Genomic DNA, 18,625 nt, shown 5'->3' on the forward strand with positions numbered 1-18,625 from the left:
GGCGATCTGGTGTTTCGGCGGATTCCGCATGGCCATCAGTGACCGGACCATCGACTGGCTGAAGGTTCGCCCCCGCGCCCGTGCCGCGATGCGATTACTCTCCTTACGGGCGGGTCGGCCGGTGCACAGGGAAACTCTGATAGAGGCGCTCTGGCCAGACGTGCCCGTAGAGTCGGCCATGGCCAGCCTGCAGGTGGCCATTTCCAGCCTGCGTGGTCTCGTGGAACCGGAACGGGGCCGCCGCAAGCCGCGGTTGGTGATCCGCGATGGCGACGCGTACATGCTCAACCTGCCGGCCGACGCCTACCTCGACACCCGTGCGTTCCAGACCGCGCTGACCCAAAACCAGCGGGCGAGGACGGTCGGGGACACCATTGGGGCCGTGCGGGCCCTGCGGGGCGCGCTCGCCGAGTACGGGGGTGAGCTGCTGCCCGAGGACGGCCCGGCCGAGTGGCTCCAGCAGGAACGGGAGATGTACCGGCACCAGGCGGCCAACGCCGCCGCACAACTCGCGTCCGCGGAACTCGCCGCCGACAACCCCCGGGACGCGGTGGCCGCGGCCGAGACGTGCCTGTTCATCGACACGTTCCATGACACAGGGTGGCAACTGCTGGTCACGGCCTACGAGCGTATGGGCGCGCCCGCTGCCGCCGAGCGGACCAGGCGCCGGTACACCGCAACACTCGCTTCGCTCGGCATCGGCACTGCCGAAGCCCCGGTGTCGCCCGCGCCCCGCCGACCTCCCTTCGACACAGGGTCCCGACGGGGCGACGGCGCCACGGCCGACGGGAGGCTGTTCGTCAACCGGTCGGCAAAGCCGCCGACGTGGCGTCCTACGCCCCGGTGACCTTGACGCCATCGATCTCCGGTCCGCACACGCTGGTCGGATCGGTGGTGCTGGTGAAGCGCAGCGTGGTCCGGTCGCCTGGAGCGGTGAACCGCACGGTCTCCAGGCGCCAACCCATGTCGGAAGGTGAATGCCCCGTCGTGTCGAAAGAGAATCGACGCTTGACCCGGCCCACTTGGACCTCCATCGTTTTGACCGTCGGTGTTTGGCACGTGACATTGCCGGCCAGGTGGAAGCTGACCACGTAGTGCCCACCGGAGGCCGTGGCGAAGGTCTGGGCAACCGCCCCGTTGGTGGGTCCGGGCAGATCACCGTTGAGGTCGATCGACTGGCTGCCGTCAGCGGGCTGCTCGTAGTCCGACCGGTGCACATCAATGGAGTTGGCGACGACCGTCCACGCTCCGATGTGCTGCCCCTTGCGGTAGAGCGTCACCGGAGCGGTGGCGGCAGGAGAGTCGAAACCGCCGTCGGCGATCAACGGAGCCGGGCCGGCAGTGGGTGGGTTGGCCGAGTGCGTCGGAGACGCCGAGGGCGTCACACCGACGTGTGTCGGACGCGCTGAGGGCGTCACGCCGACGTGCGTCGCGCTGGGCCGGGCCGGTGGAGGGGCCGACGCGGGGTTCGAGCGCGGCCGGGCCGGATGTCCGACCGGCCCGGAGTCCACCGGCCGGGACGGCGTCGGACGGGGCGACGCCGACTGCCGCGGTGCGGGCGCGGTCGTCACAGCGGAGGCCCTGCTGTGCGCACGTGGCTCTGAGGCGGTACTCGTCGAGGGCAGCGGCGAGGATGCCGTCGCGAGGACCGCCAGGCCGGCCGCGATCGCGACGCCGGTACCGACGGCTCGGGGCCCGGTGCCTTCGGTGCGTCCTGGCCACGACCGGGACGTGTTCTGGGGGTGCTGCCCGTTCGGCCGTGCCGTCCCGTCTGCCGAGTGATGCGACAACGCCGTGGCGTGCGAGGTGACGTAGCCCAAGAACGCCGGCCCCAGGACCAGGGGGCCAAGAATCCCGCGCAGCCTTCCGGAGACCTCACGAAGCTCCAGCAGCAGGCCCGAACAGCGCCGGCACCCGGCGAGGTGCCCTTCGACGTGTCGTCGATCCCGTGCCCCCAGAGAGCCACGCAGATACGCGGCCAATTTCGACGCGCACTTGCGGCACTCGCGTTCCATTTCCCCGGCGGATAAGTGCGCCTGCAGATACTCCGTACGCAGCCCTTCGCGAGCGCGGCTGGCCAGTGCGGCGGTGGCGTTTGCGGACAGCCCGAGCCGAGGCGCCACCTGTGCCGGGTTCTCGCCCTCCACCTCGGTGTGCCACAGCACGGTCTGCCAGCGCTCGGGCAGGGCGGCGAACGCGCGCCCGACCAGTGACGCCTCCAGATCGGCCAGCACGGGGTCCTCGAAGGAGACGGGCGATGTGTAGGTCTCCACCTCCGGGGTCGGGGTGGATCGCTTTCCCTGTGCGGCGGCGCCGGCCGCGATCCGGCGTACAGTCGTCAGCAAGTACGGGCGGAACGCCTGCCGTGGGCCTCCGCCGGCGCGGATGGCACCGAGCACCTGGGCGAAACCCTCGGAGGCTACGTCCTCGGCATCGGCCGGACTGGGCGCGTAGAGGCGGGCCAGACGGCAGGCCGCCTCGAAGTGCCGCTCGTAGAGGATGCCGAAGGCGGCGTCGTCCCCTGCCCGAGCATGCTCGATCAGTTCGGTGTCGGGCCGCTGCTGTGCGTCGTTCCCCTTCACTCCAAGGTCTCCGGACATCGGCCTCGGCTCTCCCATCGTCCCCGCCCCTCCACAGACCCGCTTCGTGCGTTCCGACCCATCGGATGAACTTGCCTCGACAGCCTCGTAAGACCCTGGAAACCCTAGCTGTCCGCGCGCCGGCGTTCCCGGGCTCGGCACATCGCGCGTAGTGACACAACGCTTCGCGGAGCGAGGAGGCGGACCGGATCGGCGGGGACCGGCTCCTCGCACACCGACGTCAGATCAGTCCGTGTCGCATGGCGTAGGCCACGGCATGGCAACGGTTGCGGAGCTGGAAGCGGTTCTGAATGTCGTGGAGGACCTGTTTCACCGTACGCGACGAGTAGGCGAGCCTGGTCGCGATCTCCGCGGTGTCGAACCCCTCGGAGACCAGCCGCAGCACCTCGATCTCCCTGTCCGTGAGGTTGCTGAAGTTCAGCCCGCGTGGCCCGAGTACCTGGCGTTGAACACGACCGACTTGATCGAGCAGCCGACCCAACAGATCCGGCGGAACCGCCCCTTCCCCCGCCGCCGCCAGGCGGACCGCTGTGACCAGCCGATCCGGGGTGGCCTCTCCGCGCCGGACCACCCCCACCACCCCCGCCTCCGCTGCCGAAACGAGATCCGTTCCATCGAGCTCCGTGCTCACCAGCACCAGTCGAGCCTTGCTTGTCTGCCCGACCGATCGCAGTACTTGGAGGCTGTGGTCGGTCACCTCGTCGGCGACGACCAAGGCGACCTTCGCCCGGTCCATCTCCGCGTCAGCGACAACCTCGACCTCCGGCCGCGGTCTGAGCGCTCCGGCCACACCGACCTGCGAGATCGGATCATCTGCGCGGACGCACACAGGAATGCGCTCCATCCATGCTCCTCATCAACCACACAGCGACACCGCCGAACGCGCGGCGTCTGTCCGCACAAGCTTCCCGATGGCTCTGGGCGTCTACTGAACGTGGACCTAACGCGTGGCCGTACGGGCCGAATTGCCGTCGGCTCGGTGCCGTGACTGCGCGTCCGGGCGGGAGAAGCCCCTGATCGGGCGGGCCAACCGGTTGTGCCGGCTGTTGCGCAGCTCGAACGGGAACCGACCTGACCCTTGTTCAGGCATCACTCGGACCGGCGGTGAGGACTCACCCGACTCCGGCCGGCCTCGGCACGAGGCAGCCCAGTTGCTAGGCCCGTGTGCTCGGCCGCCGGTTGACCGGTGAATTTCCTCGGGCGCACGGCCCCCCGCCCCGGCAGTGCGTGAAACAACGCGGCGCGTCCTTGCCCACCCGAACCGGGGGCGAGGACGCGCCTGACGAGTGCGGGTTCAGAGCTCCCGGATCAGCTGCGCCGCGGCCTCCATTCCGGAGGAATACCCGGCCTCGTGGGATCCGACAAGGTCCCGTCCGTGCCGCTTGGCATGGAAGTACGAGCCGCACAACTTCACTCGGGTTCCGACGTTTACGCCGTAGATGTCCTGCTGCATGTTGCGAACGTGAATGTCGATGATGGGGTGCGTGTACGGGAACTCCGCGATGACCGAATCCGGGGCGACCTCTCCCGGGTAGTCGAGCGTGACGAAGTAGTCCTTCTCCGCGGTGAAACCGTGCAGCTTGTTCATGTAGTACGCCACGTACGTGCGGGCCTGACCGCCAACCTCGACCTTGCCGTAGTTCCATGCCTCCCAGCGGTCGCGGTCCACGGGGACCACCGAGGCGTCGGTGTGCAGGATGACCCGCGACCTGTTGTAGCGGACCTTGGACAGCACCTCGTGCTGCCGCTCGGTGGGGTTGTCGATCAGGGCCAGCGCCTCGTCCGCATGGGCGCCCACGACCGCGTAGTCGAAACGCTCGATGCCCTTGGCGGTGGTCACCGTTACGCCATCGTCGTCCGGCTGGATACGCGTAGCCGGTTCGCCCGCCCGGATCTCCGGAGCGATGGCAGCGAGGGCCTTGCGGACGTAGGAGATCGAACCACCGCCGACTGTCCGCCAGTCCACCTGCCTCCCGCCCAGGCCGCCCTCGTCATGAGCCATGAAGAAGGCGATGACAGTGCTGGCGGGCATGTCCCAGATGAGCTCGGCCGGGATCGACCAGACCGCCGAGCAGAGCAGGATGACGTACGAGTTGCGGAATGCCCGGCTGTAGCCGCCGCGGTCGAGGTACCGGCCGAGAGGGAGGTCGGCGCGCTTGCGGATGAAGTCCCTTCGGCCTTCGGCGTGGAAGCGCCGGGCCTCGCGCCAGATCGTGAGGAACTCCTCGGAATAGCGGGCCGTGACCTCGCCCTCGGTCAGGTCGAGTTCGCTGGTGCCGTACTCGAGTCCGGTGTCCAGGTCGAAGAAGTTGAAGGCCCCGTGGTGCTCGACCGTCTCGACTCCCAGCTCGTCGAAGAACGCGCACAGGTTCGTGTAGGCCTGGCGATTGAACACGACGAAAGCGGTGTCGATGCCAAGGATCTTGCCGTTCTCCTCGACCTCCACGGTGTTGGCGTGACCGCCGAGGCGGTTCTCCCGCTCGAAGATGGTGATGCGTGCGCGGTCGCGCAGGTGATAGGCGGCGGAGAGGCCGGCGACACCGGCACCGACGACGGCGATTCGGGGGACGGTGGGCTGCGGCATGAGCATGTCCTTCAAGGTCGGTGGCACTTCATGGTCGGATGTGTCCGAGGTCGCAGAGCGAGAGGTCGGACAGGTCGGTGCGGCGCAGGCCTCCCGGGCGCCCGTCCTCGGTGGCGACGGCCAGGACGTGACTCGGGCCGGGGTGGAGCAGGTCGAACCACCAGCGGGCGTCCGCGCCCGCCGGCTGCTGCGGGTCTCGCACGGCTATGGGGCTCCCGGGCCGGCGCACGAAGGTGAATCCGTCAAGACTCCGGGTGAGGCCGGTGCCCAGTGCCTTCAGATACGCCTCTTTCAGTACCCACAGCTCGCTCGCCACGGCGGCGCGTGTACCGGGAGCGGCCTCGGTGAGCTCCGCGCGCTCAGCGGGGGCGAGGCGGCGGCCCAGGTGGAACGCCAGCTCCGCAGTGGAAGGCGTGCGAGTCACATCGACCCCGCACCGGCTCCCGTGGGTGACGACGCACGCGATGAGGCCGTCGTCGTGGGAGAGGTTGAACCGCACATCCTCGTAGTCAGGCTCCACTTCCGGCCGCCCGTGGGTGCCGTGGCGAAAGCGCCACTGGTCCACGGGGCGGCCGGTCTTGACGCTGAGGGCGTAACGGCACAGCAGGCGCGCGCCGAGGTACCGGCGCCGTGCGGCGGGCGTTGGACGCCGCTCCAGTCGGGTCCGCTCCTCGGCCGCGAGCAGTCGTGTGCCGCCGAGCGCGGCGGCGAAGCCGTCCACGGCAGGCTCGGGCAGCAGCCACAGGGACGTGGGGTCGCTCCGGGACATGCCAGGCTCCTGCATGCGTTGCACTCCTCAGAGGCGGACGGCCGACTCGTCGATGACGCGTTCGGCGAGTGGGAACTGCCAGTGCGAGAACAGCCGGTTCTCGCGGTGGAGTCGGCGCAGCACCTGCATCACCGCGTCGATCGTCGATTCGTCCGCGATGAGCTCGTGCGGGTACAGCTGCCTTCGCAGCCGCTCCAGCTGAAGGAGGAGCAGTGCACCGCTCGGCAGCGGGTGGTCCATGACGTCGTACGAGTGGACGAAGGTGAGCACGCAAGCGGCGACGGCGTGCAACAGGCAGTACTCCTTGGTCAGTTCGAAGAGCTCGGGCGACTGCGGGCAGTTCTTGCCGAGCGCGGCTGCGAGGGTGGTCGCCCTCTTGTTCATGGGGTCGGCCCTGGTGAGCAGTTCCTCGGCGAGGTCCGCCGCGCAACGCAGCCGGTCGTGCTCGGTGCCCGTGGCCTTCTCGGCCAGAGCGCGCAGCCGCCGCAGCCCTTCGGGCGCGGCCAGCACGGCGTCGTCGGAGCCGCGGCTGAACAGCTCCTGCTTCTCGGGCTCGAACACCGGGAGCTCGCGGTCCATGCCGAAGAGAGTGGCGGCGCGTTCGGCGGCGGCCTCGCGGGCGGCGTCCTCGGGCGCATTGGCCCTGTCCAGCAGACGGCCCAGCTGGTGGCCGAGGCTGCGCAGGTTCACCACGGTGTTCCCGTCGGTGACGTCGGTCATCAGAATGTCGCGCAGCATCTTCTGATGCATGCCGTAGTGCGGGTGGTCCCGTACGAAGGTGCGCGCCCCGAGCACCACGGTCAACTGCGCCATCGTCTTCTGCAGCAGCGTCGGCACGAAGTACTTCGCAACCGACGACCAGACGCTGACCTGCTCCGGCACCACCTGAAGGCTCCGGGCGGCGCCGAGGACAACCGCGTCGGCCACCATCAGGTCGGCGAACGCGTCCGCCAACTGGCGCCGGGTGTACGGGACATCGATGATCGCCTCGCCCAGCAGGACCCGGCGCTCGGCGAAGTCCATGGCGAGCCGGAGACTGGTGTCGACCGCCGACAGTGCCAGGTAGAGGAGCACCACACGCGCCGTCAGGCTGGTCTTGATGGCGATCTCCAGGCCCTGGCCCTCCCGTCCGATCAGCGCAGACTCCGGCACGAAGGCCTTGTTCATCCGGATCCCGCTGAGGTTCGCAGCGCGCACGCCATACAGGTTTTCGAAAGGCATGTCCTCGACCGTGTCGGCCTCGGTCCGCCACTTGTCCAGGATGAAGAGCGAGTAGGCAGCCGGGCCGCCGTGCCCGGCGGTGCGGGCGAAGACAATGATCTTGTCTGCGAACGTCGCATTGCCGATCGGCCACTTCTCACCGGTGAGCGCATAACCGCCGTCCACCTTCTCCGCCACCACCTCATTGGCCACCAAGTCGCTGCCGTGAGCGCGCTCGGAAAGACCCCAGGACACTGCGCCGCCGTGTTTGATGTCCGCGATCAGCGAGCGCTTCTGCTCCTCGGTGCCGAGGATCCACGCCGGCATGAATCCGAGGCTGGTGAGGGAGAGGCCGATGGCGGTCGACGGGTCCCGGCGGGCCACGAGCCGCATCAGACAGATCGAGGCCTCCACGCTTCCCGCCTTGCCGCCCTGCTCGGCGGGCAGACTGTATGCAGGGACGCCCCAGCGCCGGAGCAGGGTGAGGAACTGGTATGGATACCTTCCGCGTTCGTCGTGGTCCAGGACCTGGACGAAGGGCATTCGGCCGGCCGGGTCGTGCGGGTCGCCCAGGTACTGCTCCAGCTCCACGGCCAGGGCTGTCATGGCGGATTTGGACATGGTGAACTCCTATGGAATGGGTGCCAACTGGACAGGCAGGGCGGTCATCAGCCGGCCGGCGTCCCGCAGCGCACTGACGGCGTCGAGGGCGGGCAGGAGCAGCCCACCGTGATGCCGGGGATCCACACCCTCGGCGCGGGCGAGCAGGTAGCCGAGCGCCGCGCCCAGCCAACCGACGGAGCCGGGTTCGGTGCCGTACAGCGACCGATCCCGGTTGGCCCGCCACAGCTGGACGCAGGACGCGGCGGCGTGCAGCCAGGCATACCGCTCGGCCGCGTCCAGCGATGCGTTCGGGTCGGCGCCGCGCTGTCGCGCGGCCCGGGTCAGCTCCCCCAGGCCGGCCACGGCGTCGGCGAGGTCCGCCACCAGAGCCGCGACGGGTGCCGCGGTGTCGTCGCCCTCCAGCGCCGCGACGACGAACTCCGCGATCTCCGGCAGCCCGGCGAGCACTGGATCGACGCCCCCCGCGAGCATGTCGAGCCGGGTCGGCTCGTACGGGGGCAGCTGCGCTTCGAGCCTGAAGACGGTCTCGACGGCGGCGGGATGCGGCCTGCCCGCGCCCTCCGTCAGCATGGGCAGCTGACCGGCGTACGACTGCAGGTTGGCCAGCGTACTGGCGTCGATCACCCGGACCACCGCCGAGTCCCGCTGGAGCTTCTGGAACAGCCCCGCCCCGTGCTCGCCCTCGCGCAGGACCGACCTGGTGGCGAGGACCGTGCCGCAGTGCCGGATCAGCTCGTCGCAGGCCTCCGCCACCACGTGCTTGGCCGACAGCGCCCACACGCTGAACGCCTCCGGCACCACGTGCACGCCGCGGGCCGCGGTCAGCGCCACCACGTCCGCCGCCAGGAGGGCCGCCGCGGCGACCGCCAGCTCGCGCCGCGGGTACGGCGACCGAGCGAGGACCGTGCGGCCGAACCTGCGGTTCACGGCGAAATCCAGGGTGAGCCGTACGGCGCTGTCCGCAATGCCGAGGCTGCCGGCCATGCTCATCAGCCGTACGGCCTGCTGGGCCTTGACGGCGGCTTCGAGGCCCTCGCCCTCCTTGCCGACCAGCGCGCCGGGGGGAACCGGCAGGCCGGTGAAGCGCAGCGTCGCGAGGTCGATGCCCCGCATGCCGCCGGTGCGCGGCGCAGGGACCCGGCTCAGGTGCTCCTCGGGGACGTCCGCCAGGTCCAGCAGCACCGCCGAGAAGGCGGCAGGACCCCGCTCGCCGGTGCGGGCCACGACGTACGCCGCCGCGCAGCGCAGGCCCAGACCGACCATCCACTTCTCACCGTCGAGGCGCCCGTCCGGGCTCAGTCGCACCTCGTTCGCCAGCAGGTCGCTGCCGTGCTCGATCTCGGTGAGGGCGAAGCCGACGGCACCGCCTGCGCGCAGTATCTCCATCGCCCGCCGCTGCTGCTCCACGCTGCCGTGCAGTTGCAGACACGTCGCGGCGATGATGCTGAACATCGTGCCGGGCATGACGTTGACGTCCCGGCGGGCGGCCGACCGCACCAGGGTGAGGGCGCGGTCGAACGACTCGAACGTACCGCCCCACTCCTGCGGGAGGTATTCGAGGTGGAACCCGGCCCCGACCAGCGCTTCGCAGAGCGCTGCCGGGAACTCGTCGCGCTCGTCGCGGGCGACGGCGGCGGCGAAACCGTACGGGTTCGAGTCGTCGGCAGGGTCACCGAGCAGTGTCTCCAGCTCTTCCGGGGTCATCGCACCCCCGGAGAGGAGCTTTGGGCCGGGGTCTCCAGCGGAACGGGTCGGTAGTCGGCTGCGGTCGTCGGGATGTGCACACCTGCGCTGCGCAGCTGGGCAACGCGGGTGTGGAACGCGGCGCCGCGCATGAGGTGGTGGGCGACGTCGACGACCCGCCGGTTGCCCGGGGGCTTCAGATAGCTGCCGGTCACCCAGTCGTTGAAGCTCCCCATTGCCGGGCCGCACCAGACCTGGTAGTCCATGGCGCGGTCCTCGTCGCCAGTGACCGCCCAGCGCGACGACATGCCCAGGTACCAGCGGAAGACCAGGGCCATCCGTCGCTTGGGGCTGTTGGCCGCGCGTCGAAGCTGTTCGGGGTCACGCCGCTCGAAGTAGTGGACGCACTCCTGCCAGACGTCCTCCAGCGTGCGCCTGAAGATCTGCTGCTCCAGTTTGGCGCGGTCCGAGGCGGGGATCGACTCCAACCCGTCGTAGGCGTGGTAGAGCTGGTACATGCGTCGGGCCCGCATGGGGAAGAGGGTTCCCTTCTTCAGTACTTGGAGTTCAACACCCATCTCGAACATGTCGGCAGCTGGGGCCATCGCGCAGTCGGCGATGCCGGCCTCGGCGAGCATCGCCTTGGACCGAGTGGACGCCCCCGACTCCAGGCAGGACTGGTTGACGGAGCCGGTGACGACGTAGGCGGCACCCATCGCGAAGGCCGCGGCCACCGCGACGGGTGTGCCAAGACCGCCGCCCGCGCCGACGCGGACCGGCACGGTGTAGCGGCGCTCGCGCTGCACGGTGTCGCGCAGCCGCAGGATGGTCGGCAGCAGCGCGGGCAGTGGTCGGCGGTCGGTGTGTCCGCCTGAGTCCGCCTCCGCGGTGATGTCGTCGGCCAGCGGCACACGGCCGGCGAGCGCGGCCTGGTCCGCGGTGATCAGACCTTGTTCCAGCAGGGCGTTGACGAGGGCCGCCGGCGCCGGGCGCATGAAGCGCTCGGCGGTCTCGGCCTGTGAGATCTTGGCGATCAGCCGGTTCTCGGTGACGGGTCGGCCGTCCTGGTCGCGTCGAAGTCCGGCGAGCCGGTAGCGGACGACATGCGGCGTGAGGTCCATGTATGCCGATGCCTCCACGCAGCGCACGCCGTGCCGCAGAAACAGTTCGACTGCTTCCCGCTCCAGCCGGTCCTCGCTGGGGCTGTGGATCAGATTGACGGCATGGGGAAGTCCTGGGATCTCCGCGGCAAAGCGAACCAGGGCGTTCTCGATCGTCCGGGGCAGCAGCCCCGCCGCGCCGAAGGAGGACAGGAAACCCTCCCTGGCCAGGGCGATCACCATGTCGGCCGAGGCGATTCCGCCGGCCATCGCGCCGGCCATGTACGGCTGCCGCACACCGTGCGCGGCGAGGAAAGCCGCCGATCCGAGCCGTTCGGGAGGCAGCGGCTGGGCGGCGGCGAGCAGCGGCAGGCCGTCGCCGGCGGCCGCGGCGAAACCGCCGGAGACGGCTCCGATCCCTCCGGCGGTGAGGGCGATGAAACAGGGCTGGTCCAGGTCGGCGAGGGCGTGGTAGATCCCGGCGGGGTCAGTGCTGGGGTACCGGTCCCCGTGCCAGCGGAGAGGGGTGTCGCGAATGTCCATGAGGACCGAGCTCCTTGGGCAGAGCAGCTGGACGGTCGGTCAGGCCTCGGCGCTACGGACCTCGATGGCCGCGTCCGTGAGTTCGTAGATGCGCAAGTCCCGCTTCCACAGGCTCGCGTCACCGATGACCAGCAGGCGGTGAGCCTCGCGGCGGACCTCCTTGATGTGCACGTCGAACTGGAGCTCGCGGTCGTGGCGGAGGATCTGACCCCGGTACCTCCACGTCGTCTCGACATCGGTGGCCATCGCGAAGCGGGGTCGCTCGATGCCGTCGGCGAGGTTCTGCTCGATGACGAAGAGCCGCAGGGCCTGGAGGATCGCTTCGACGCCGAGTGACCCGGGCATCACGGGGTCGCGGTGGAAGTGGCAGTCGAAGTACCACTCGTCGGGGTGTACTTCGCGTTGTCCGTGCAGATAGCCGTGGCCGTACCGGCCTCCGTCCTCGACGAGGTCGACGCGGTCCACCAGGGCCAACTTCCCACCGGGAAGGCGCAGATGCCCGCCGTTCGGGTCCGTGAAGGCCGACGCGGTTTCGGACAGTTCGATGCGACGGACGCGCGCTGCGTCCACCTGCCCGCCCTCGATCCAGGGGGCGACGTGCTGTCCGTTGTCGAGGCCCACCTGGTTGGCCAGGGCCGCGTCGCTGAAGTAGCCGAAGAGTGATTCGCCGGTGTAGAAGACCTCGCCGTCGACCGAGAGTTCGTAGGAGAAGTTCTGCAGGACCGCGCCGGAGACCGCACTGGTCATCAGGAGCTTCGAGTGGTGCCGGATGGTCTTTCCGCGCAGGTCGACGTCCTTGACGAGGGTGGCCCGCCCGTCGAGGTTGCGGATCGCGTACCGCTCCTCGGGACTGCCGAGGGTGGCACCGAGGTAGTAGCCGAGGAAGATCGCCGCTTGAAGCGAGGTCTCCATGTACACACAGTTCGGCATGTGCGGGAAGGAGTTCTGCTCGTAGTACCAGGCGTCGTCCGGGGAGTCGTACTCGGTGACCATCTCCGCGCCGGGCGCCAGGTCTCCGCGGCAGCCCTGGAGAGACATGACGCGGTCGACGAACTGGAGGTCGCCGTTGGGGATGTAGGGGGCGCGGCTGTTGCGGTAGATCTCGAACTCCGGGCCCATCGCCGTGTCCAGCAAACCCTTGGCGGCGTGCGCCAGGTGCAGCTCGTTGATCATCGCTGCCTCGCCGGCACGGTTGCGCCGGCCCAGGAACTTCGGTACTCCGCCGGTCTCGGGGCGATAGGAGGAGCCGTCCTTCTCCCGGATCTGGAGACCGAGGTTCTTCATCCTGATGACGGGCTTGTCGCCGAGGTGGACGAGAACGTCAGCGATCACCGTGGGGCGCGGAAGGAGCGTCAGCTCCATCACCTCGACCTCGTAGCGGATCTCCTTGTGGGCCTGGGTGATCTGGCCACGGACCTGGACCTCGATCGGTGTGTCCGTTACGCACTGGAACCGTGCGTCGGGCAGCGTGAGGTGCATGCCCTGGTGCAGCAGGTAGATCTGGAGCAACTGCACGGCGCCCTCGGCCACCAAGGAGCCGGCAAGGACATGGTCGTCGGGGAAGTGGCAGGTGAAGTACCAGGCGTCCGGCTGAAGCCGCTTGATCGCGCTCAGTGTGCCGAGGCCGCGGGGGCCTGCCTTGCGGTCGATGACCACCTCGTCGACCATCCGCAGCTTTGCGTCCGGCAGGCACAGGGCCGGGTTGATGCCGGGGTCCTGGGCGTGGCCGGGACCGAAGACGTCGCCGGGACGGCCCTGGGCGAGCAGTTCCAGGTCGTCCGGGGTCAGATGGTTCTTGCCGGTGTGGGCGAGCGGCTTGAAGTAGCCCTTGGGGAGCGCGGCCCGGGCGGCCCTGTCCTTGTCGGTCATGACGATGCCGAGCGGGGTGTCCAGCTCTTGCCGGCTGAAGAACCCGGCGCACGCGTCGTGCAGTTCGAGGATCAGCTCGCCGTCGGCGTAGCACTCGTAGCTGAAGAAGAAGAGGGTGGTGTCGCCCTGGTGGACGAAACGGTCGATCGAGATGTCGTAGCGCAGGGTCTGGCCCACCCGGGGCAGGTTGCCGCGGAAGATCAGTGTGCTGTCGAGCAAGCGGTAGACGCGCTCCCCCTTGTTACGGAAGTCGATGCCGAGGTAGCTGACGAGCAGCAGGTCGCACTGGCCCGCCTCGACGGTCACGGCCGGCGGGACACCGCCGTCCACGGCGTACCAGGCGTCCTCGGGAACGTCGTACTCGGTGGTGATGGTGGCGGGCTCGAAGGCGCCGGTCCTGCCCTTCAGCGCGGTGACGCGCGTGACGAAGTGGTAGGGCGGTGCAGGCAGCCGTACGCGCTTGGCGTATCCGTCGATCACGCCGAACTCCGGGCCGAACACCTTGGCGACGGAGCCGACGGCGAATTCGAGGAGGTCGGCCTCGTCCCAGATGGCACCCTCCTTGACGTCATCGGCGTTCTCGGAGTCCTCTGCGTACGCCACCACGGCTGGGGGCGGCTGCTCGTCGCCCACGGAGCCGGGTGACGCCAGCGCTGCGGGGCGGACCGGCACGGCGGCCGTGACGGCGGGCTGCTCGACGACAGGAACGCTCCGCGGAGCGGCCGGGGCGGCGGCTCCGTCGAGTAACGCCTCCGCCCGGCTGAGCGTGGCGGACTGGAGGATGTGCTGGGTCTCCATCACCACCGAGTGCGTGACCACCATCTGCCGGCGGATCTCGCGGACCAGATCGGCGGCGGGCGCGTGCGGCGAGGCCACGGCGGTCCTCGGCCCTGCCGGCGCGGTGTCCACGGCGGGTGCGGGGACGGGGGCCGCGGGCACCACCGCGGACGAAGTGGCGGGGCTGGACGGCGCCCACGGCAGGAACGAGACGGGGGTGCCGTCGAAGACGATGACCTCGGCGTCGGCGAGAGTCGGGTCGGCAGGCATCAGAACTGGGTCCTCCGGCGGGACGGATGCGGGCGGCGTCACGGGCACGGCGACGCCGGGGCGGTGTTCAGGGGCAGACCCGGCGACCGGACCGGAGCCCGGGACGATCCGGTCGGCGGGACGGGGGGCCTGGACCGACTCGGCCGAAGGCGGGTATCCGGCGGCGGCTGTACCGGCCGCCGACGCCGCGGTCCTGGCTCCCGCGCCGACGACAGGTGCGGGGGGCGGACCGAAGCCCTTCAGGGCCGCCGCGATGCGACTGGGGGCGGGGTCGGCGCCGCCGACGCGGAACCGCGCGGGGCGGGCGGCCCGGATCTCGGCTGGGCGCAGCAGGGTCATCAAGTCCAGGTCCAGGCCGTGGGCCAGCAGGCGGGCCGCCAGCTGGGCAATGGACTTCGTGGCCGGAAGACCACGGCGGTCCACCGGCACCGCGACGTGCGCCGCATCGCCGAGCGTGTCGTGGATCCAGCGCGAGCAGGTGGCGCTGGGGCCGACCTCCAGGAAGTAGCGGAAGCCACGGTCGTAGGCACCCCGGACCAGGCGCGGGAAATCGATCGGGGAGCGCAGCGTCTGCGCGATGCGATGCGCGATCTCCTTGCGGTCAAGGGCCGGCAGTGGCTCGTAGTCATAGGCGCTCAGCAGTTCCAGGTCGCCGAACGAGCCCGTGGGGTAGTCGTTCAGACCCGCCAGACCCTCCGACTCGGCGTCCACCACCCGGCAGTGCATGACCGCGTGGACGGGCGAGCGTGCCGCAGCGCAGCCGACTTCCTCGACCAGGGCCCGGCACTGCAGCGGGTCCCCGGCGATCACCAGCTCGCCAGGAGTGTTGATGTGCGTGAGATGGACCCGGTTGTAGCGGGGCAGGACCTTGTTCACCGTGTCCGCGTCCGTGAGCAGGACGTAACTCGCCCACACGTCGGCATCCGGCGTGTCCCCGGGCAGGGACCATGCCTCGCGCACCGTGTTCCGGGGACCGCACAGCCGGTCCTTGAAAATCGGTGTGCCGCTGATCAGTTCGTCGTTGCGGCTCTCCGGCAGCCATCCCCGGGTGGCGAAGAGCATGCTCGACTCACCCAGGCTGTAGCCGAATCCGCCGTGCGCCGTGACGCCGAGCATGTCGCGGACCAGGTCGGTGTAGAGGATCGCGAAGCTCGTGCCGGTGGCGAGCATGAACGGGATGTCCTCGCCCAGTTGGGCCTCCAGCCCCATCAGTTCGCGCCGTCCGGGCGTGACCTGCGTCCGCGGGTACAGCGCGGCGGCCCGAAGGTGCCGATCCGGCTCGTCGGCCTGGCTCTCGAACCGGTCGAGGAGGCCGGGAAAGGCGCGGAAGAGGTCCTGGCCCAGTCCGGGGTAGGAGTTGAACGCACCGGGGTAGACCAGCGCGACCTTACCGTCGGGCCCGATGGGGCGGGCCGTGAAGCAGCTTCCGGCCGGGGTCGTCCACTCGCCGCCCGAGGCGTACGCGGCGGGCAGGTCGCGCGCGGCGAAGACGAGTTGGGCCCTCAGCTCCGCCCGGTCCCGCCCGACGAGCACCGCGCGCAGTTTCCGGCCCGGCAGCTCCCGGGCCGCCTCCCGGGCGACGGCGTACGGGTCGGCGTCGCCCCCGAGCAGTTCCCTGTGACGCTCGATCGCGGCGGACAGCCCGTCGAAGGTGTCGGCGGACAGCGGCAGGACGACGGGGCCCCCGGCGCGCTGCCAGTCGGACGGCACCACCGTGCCCCGGGTGCTGCCGGCCGAGAGCACGAGATGGCCGTGCGCGCCCGATGCGCCGATGAAGCTGACCGCCGCGTACCGGCGGGCTCCGTTGGCTCTGCGCAGCCACGGGCGGGAGGTGTCCGGGACGTACAGTCCGGAGGCGGCAAAGTCATCGGTCAGACCGGTGACCGGGCGGCTCCAGCCGCTGGTGCCGGGCAGATAGCCGTGGTGCAGGCAGAGCACGGAGCGGATGATCCCGGCCATGGCCGCGGCGCATCCGGCGTCGCCGATCTGCGCCTTGGCACTGCCGAGCGCCACCTCGGCACCACCGGCCGGGTAGGCCCGGGCCAAGCCGGCGATCTCGGCCCTGTCCTGGGCCTCGGTACCGCCCGCGTGAGCCTCCACGTACCCGATGTCCGCGGCCGTGACGCCCGCGGCGGTCAGCGCCGCCTCGACCGCGGCCGTCAGCGTCGCGGCGTCGGCTTCGGGGACCGTACCGGCCACCGGAGCCGCGTGGCGGATGGCGACCGAGTCCAGGCGCGCGTAGACCGTTGCCCCGGACTCACCGGGCCGGGTGACGACGAGCGCGCCCGCGCCCTCGCCGATCCGGCGGCCCCGACGGCCCTCCCCGAAGGTCAGCCCCACCTCGGCGACCACGTCGGGCCGCAGCAGCAGGTTCTCCGCCGAGCCGGCCAGGTCGACCGCGCCGACCAGGACCGCCTCGATGCCGGGGTCGAGCAGCAGCAGCCGCGCGGCCTCCAGGGCCTCGGCGGTACCGGAGCCGTCGGAGGAGACGGTGAAGGACGGGCCGGTCAGGTTCCACAGCGACGAGATGCGACTGGCCATGATGTTGCCTATGTAGCTGAGGACCTCGTTGGCCACGATCGGATCGACCACCGCGTCTCGCCCGACGGCGGCCAGCGCGGCCAGCCGGTCCTCGTCTACGGTCACGCCGGCGCGATCGAATTCCTCGCGCAGGAAGGCGCCGAGCCCGTACCGGGTGATCCTCAGGTGGGTGGTGGGCTCGATATCCATGGCGACGACGACCGCGATCCGGCGCGGTGCGGGCGAGGTCTCCCCCTTGGGCACGGCACGGCTGTAGCCGGCGTCCTTGAGGGCGTCGTCGGCGACCTTGATGGCCAGGGCGTGCTGGAGGTTGTACGTCCGCAGGTCGGCGGGCGGGATCTTGAGGTCCATGGGGTCGATGTCGAGCCCGTCCACGAACGCACCGTGCGGCAGCGCGTCCGGCGACACCCCTGCGCCGTGCTCGAGCGAACCGCCCCGTGTCTGGTCGAGGCCGCGCCAGCGGCGTTCGGGAAGCGGGCCGAGACAGTCGGTTCCGTCGTGGACTGAGCTCTCGAAGGCGTCGACGGAGTCGAAGGAGCCGAAGTGGGCGCCGAGCCCGACGATGTCGAGTGCGGGGACCTCGGCCGGGGATCGCGGTTCGTGCGAGGCGTCAGCGGCCTCGGTGCCCGGCTCGGAGAGCACCACATGCGCGTTGGTGCCGCCGAAGCCGAACGCGGAGACCGCTGCCCGGCGCGGCCCCTCGCCTCGCGGCCATTCCCGGCCGGTGCGCACCAGCGTGTGCTCGCCGACCCGTCCGTCCTTGGAGCCGATCGGCTGCCCGACTCCGATCGTCGGCGGGAGGTGACCGTGGCCCATCGCGAGGATGACCTTGAGCATGCTGCTCAGCCCGGCCACGGTGAGCAGGTGGCCTACGTTGCCCTTGACCGAGCCCATCAGCGGGACCCTGCCCGCTGCGCCGAAGAACTCGGCCACGGACCGGGCCTCGGTGGCGTCCCCGATCGGGGTGCCGGTCGCGTGGCATTCCAGGTAGTCGATGGCCGCCGGGTCGATACCCGCCTGCTCGTAGGCGAGTTCGTACGAGCCGAGCTGACCGCTGCCCTGAGGTGCGAGCAAGTGGCGTCCGCTGCCGTCGTTGGTCAGGCCGATGCCGTCGACGACGGCGTGGATCCTGTCGCCGCCCCGCACCGCGTCGGACAGCCGCTTCACGGCGACCATGCCGGCGCCCTGACCGGTGAGGATGCCTCCGGACCGACTGTCGAAGGGCTGGCTGAAGCCGTCGCGCGGATAGGCCTGAAGGTCCCCGAAGGACAGATGGATCAGGGTGGGATCGGGCGCGCAGACGCCACCGGCGAGGACCATGTCGGCTTGGCCGGATGCGAGGTGGTGGCAGGCCAGCTTGAGCGCGTACAGGGCCGAGGAGCAGGCGGCGTCGAGGGCGTAGCGGGGGCCGCCGAGTCCGAGCGCCGTGGCGGCAACCGACGCCGGGGAGCCGCTGACGCTGAGATCCTCGCGGTTCAGGCGCTCCCGGTCGATGCGCTGGTCCGCGTGGGCGAGCGCGCCGAGCGCCGGGTGCCCGGCCCTGCGCAGGCCCTCGAGAACCGCCTCCTGGACCAGCGGCACGCTGACCTGGGCCGAGGTGGGTGTGGGAAAGGAGTAGTTGCCGAGGATCAGCCCGGTGCGGGCCAGGATTTCGGGGCGGTCGGCATTGCCGCTGTCGCGCAGCGCCTCCCTGGCCGCGTACAGGGTCCAGTGGAAGATCCGGTCGAGGCCCGCAAGGTGGCGGGCGTCGAGGAGATACCCGGCCGGGTCGAAGGCGAAGTCGCTGATGAAGCCGCCCCGGGTGCAGTGGATGGCGTGCTGGGGATCGGTGTCCCTGGCATCGGGGGTGGGGCCGAAGATCTCCTCTCCCCCTTCCCGTCGGCTGTCCGCACCGGACCGGAGGTTCTGCCAGAACTCGGCAGGTGTCTTCGCTCCCGGAAACAGGCACGAGAGGCCAACGATGGCGTACTTGCTCATGAGAGCTGTCGGGTCCCTTCTGAAGGGGTGACCGGCCCGGGCGGACGGTCAGGGGGTGCCGCCCGGGCCGGCGCGATTGCTCACGTCC

The 18,625-nt window shown here is 70.3% G+C and carries 9 protein-coding genes; 1 reads left to right on the plus strand and 8 read right to left on the minus strand.

Going from position 1 to position 18,625, the window contains the following annotated elements; all coding sequences use genetic code 11:
* Positions 1-28 precede the first annotated feature (28 nt).
* Positions 29-847: an AfsR/SARP family transcriptional regulator gene (locus AAW14_RS00980; protein WP_265558759.1), complete on the plus strand. Its 819-nt coding sequence runs from the start codon at positions 29-31 to the stop codon at positions 845-847.
* Here AAW14_RS00980 and AAW14_RS00985 read toward each other — a convergent pair.
* The 8 genes from AAW14_RS00985 to AAW14_RS01020 all read right to left on the minus strand — a co-directional run bounded on the left by AAW14_RS00985 (position 834) and on the right by AAW14_RS01020 (position 18,537).
* The gene (locus AAW14_RS00985; RefSeq protein ID WP_265558761.1) at positions 834-2,600 is read right to left on the minus strand and encodes a choice-of-anchor C family protein; all 1,767 of its coding nucleotides are present in this window, start codon (positions 2,598-2,600) and stop codon (positions 834-836) included. The two genes, AAW14_RS00980 and AAW14_RS00985, sit on opposite strands and share 14 nt — an antisense overlap.
* 220 nt (positions 2,601-2,820) lie before the next feature.
* Positions 2,821-3,444 (minus strand): helix-turn-helix transcriptional regulator, encoded by a 624-nt coding sequence (locus AAW14_RS00990; protein ID WP_265558763.1) that lies wholly within the window; start codon positions 3,442-3,444, stop codon positions 2,821-2,823.
* A gap of 450 nt (positions 3,445-3,894) precedes the next feature.
* Positions 3,895-5,184: an NAD(P)/FAD-dependent oxidoreductase gene (locus AAW14_RS00995; RefSeq protein ID WP_265558765.1), complete on the minus strand. Its 1,290-nt coding sequence runs from the start codon at positions 5,182-5,184 to the stop codon at positions 3,895-3,897.
* 28 nt (positions 5,185-5,212) lie between these two features.
* Entirely contained in the window at positions 5,213-5,953 is a 741-nt protein-coding gene (locus AAW14_RS01000) for a 4'-phosphopantetheinyl transferase family protein (protein ID WP_265558767.1), read from the minus strand.
* Positions 5,954-5,980: 27 nt separating this feature from the next.
* The gene (locus tag AAW14_RS01005; protein WP_265558769.1) at positions 5,981-7,774 is read right to left on the minus strand and encodes an acyl-CoA dehydrogenase family protein; all 1,794 of its coding nucleotides are present in this window, start codon (positions 7,772-7,774) and stop codon (positions 5,981-5,983) included.
* A 9-nt stretch (positions 7,775-7,783) separates the two neighbouring features.
* Complete coding sequence (locus AAW14_RS01010) at positions 7,784-9,481, minus strand: acyl-CoA dehydrogenase (protein ID WP_265558771.1); 1,698 nt, start codon at positions 9,479-9,481, stop codon at positions 7,784-7,786.
* Entirely contained in the window at positions 9,478-11,103 is a 1,626-nt protein-coding gene (locus tag AAW14_RS01015) for a PfaD family polyunsaturated fatty acid/polyketide biosynthesis protein (RefSeq protein WP_265558773.1), read from the minus strand. The genes AAW14_RS01010 and AAW14_RS01015 overlap by 4 nt, the downstream gene beginning before the upstream one ends.
* A gap of 39 nt (positions 11,104-11,142) precedes the next feature.
* On the minus strand, positions 11,143-18,537 hold the full coding sequence (locus AAW14_RS01020) for a beta-ketoacyl synthase N-terminal-like domain-containing protein (protein WP_265558775.1): 7,395 nt from the start codon (positions 18,535-18,537) through the stop codon (positions 11,143-11,145).
* Between the last annotated feature and the right edge of the window lie 88 nt (positions 18,538-18,625).

The organism is Streptomyces hygroscopicus, from assembly GCF_026168105.1.
In the GTDB taxonomy this organism is placed as follows: domain Bacteria; phylum Actinomycetota; class Actinomycetes; order Streptomycetales; family Streptomycetaceae; genus Streptomyces; species Streptomyces hygroscopicus_D.

Bases quoted from the DNA above. Each gene is read 5' to 3' on its own strand.
- AAW14_RS01000 (WP_265558767.1), bottom strand. From the start codon at position 5,953: ATGTCCCGGAGCGACCCCACGTCCCTGTGGCTGCTGCCCGAGCCTGCC.
- AAW14_RS00985 (WP_265558761.1), bottom strand. From the start codon at position 2,600: ATGTCCGGAGACCTTGGAGTGAAGGGGAACGACGCACAGCAGCGGCCC.
- AAW14_RS00990 (WP_265558763.1), bottom strand. From the start codon at position 3,444: ATGGAGCGCATTCCTGTGTGCGTCCGCGCAGATGATCCGATCTCGCAG.
- AAW14_RS01020 (WP_265558775.1), bottom strand. From the start codon at position 18,537: ATGAGCAAGTACGCCATCGTTGGCCTCTCGTGCCTGTTTCCGGGAGCG.
- AAW14_RS01015 (WP_265558773.1), bottom strand. From the start codon at position 11,103: ATGGACATTCGCGACACCCCTCTCCGCTGGCACGGGGACCGGTACCCC.
- AAW14_RS00995 (WP_265558765.1), bottom strand. From the start codon at position 5,184: ATGCCGCAGCCCACCGTCCCCCGAATCGCCGTCGTCGGTGCCGGTGTC.
- AAW14_RS01005 (WP_265558769.1), bottom strand. From the start codon at position 7,774: ATGTCCAAATCCGCCATGACAGCCCTGGCCGTGGAGCTGGAGCAGTAC.
- AAW14_RS01010 (WP_265558771.1), bottom strand. From the start codon at position 9,481: ATGACCCCGGAAGAGCTGGAGACACTGCTCGGTGACCCTGCCGACGAC.
- AAW14_RS00980 (WP_265558759.1), top strand. From the start codon at position 29: ATGGCCATCAGTGACCGGACCATCGACTGGCTGAAGGTTCGCCCCCGC.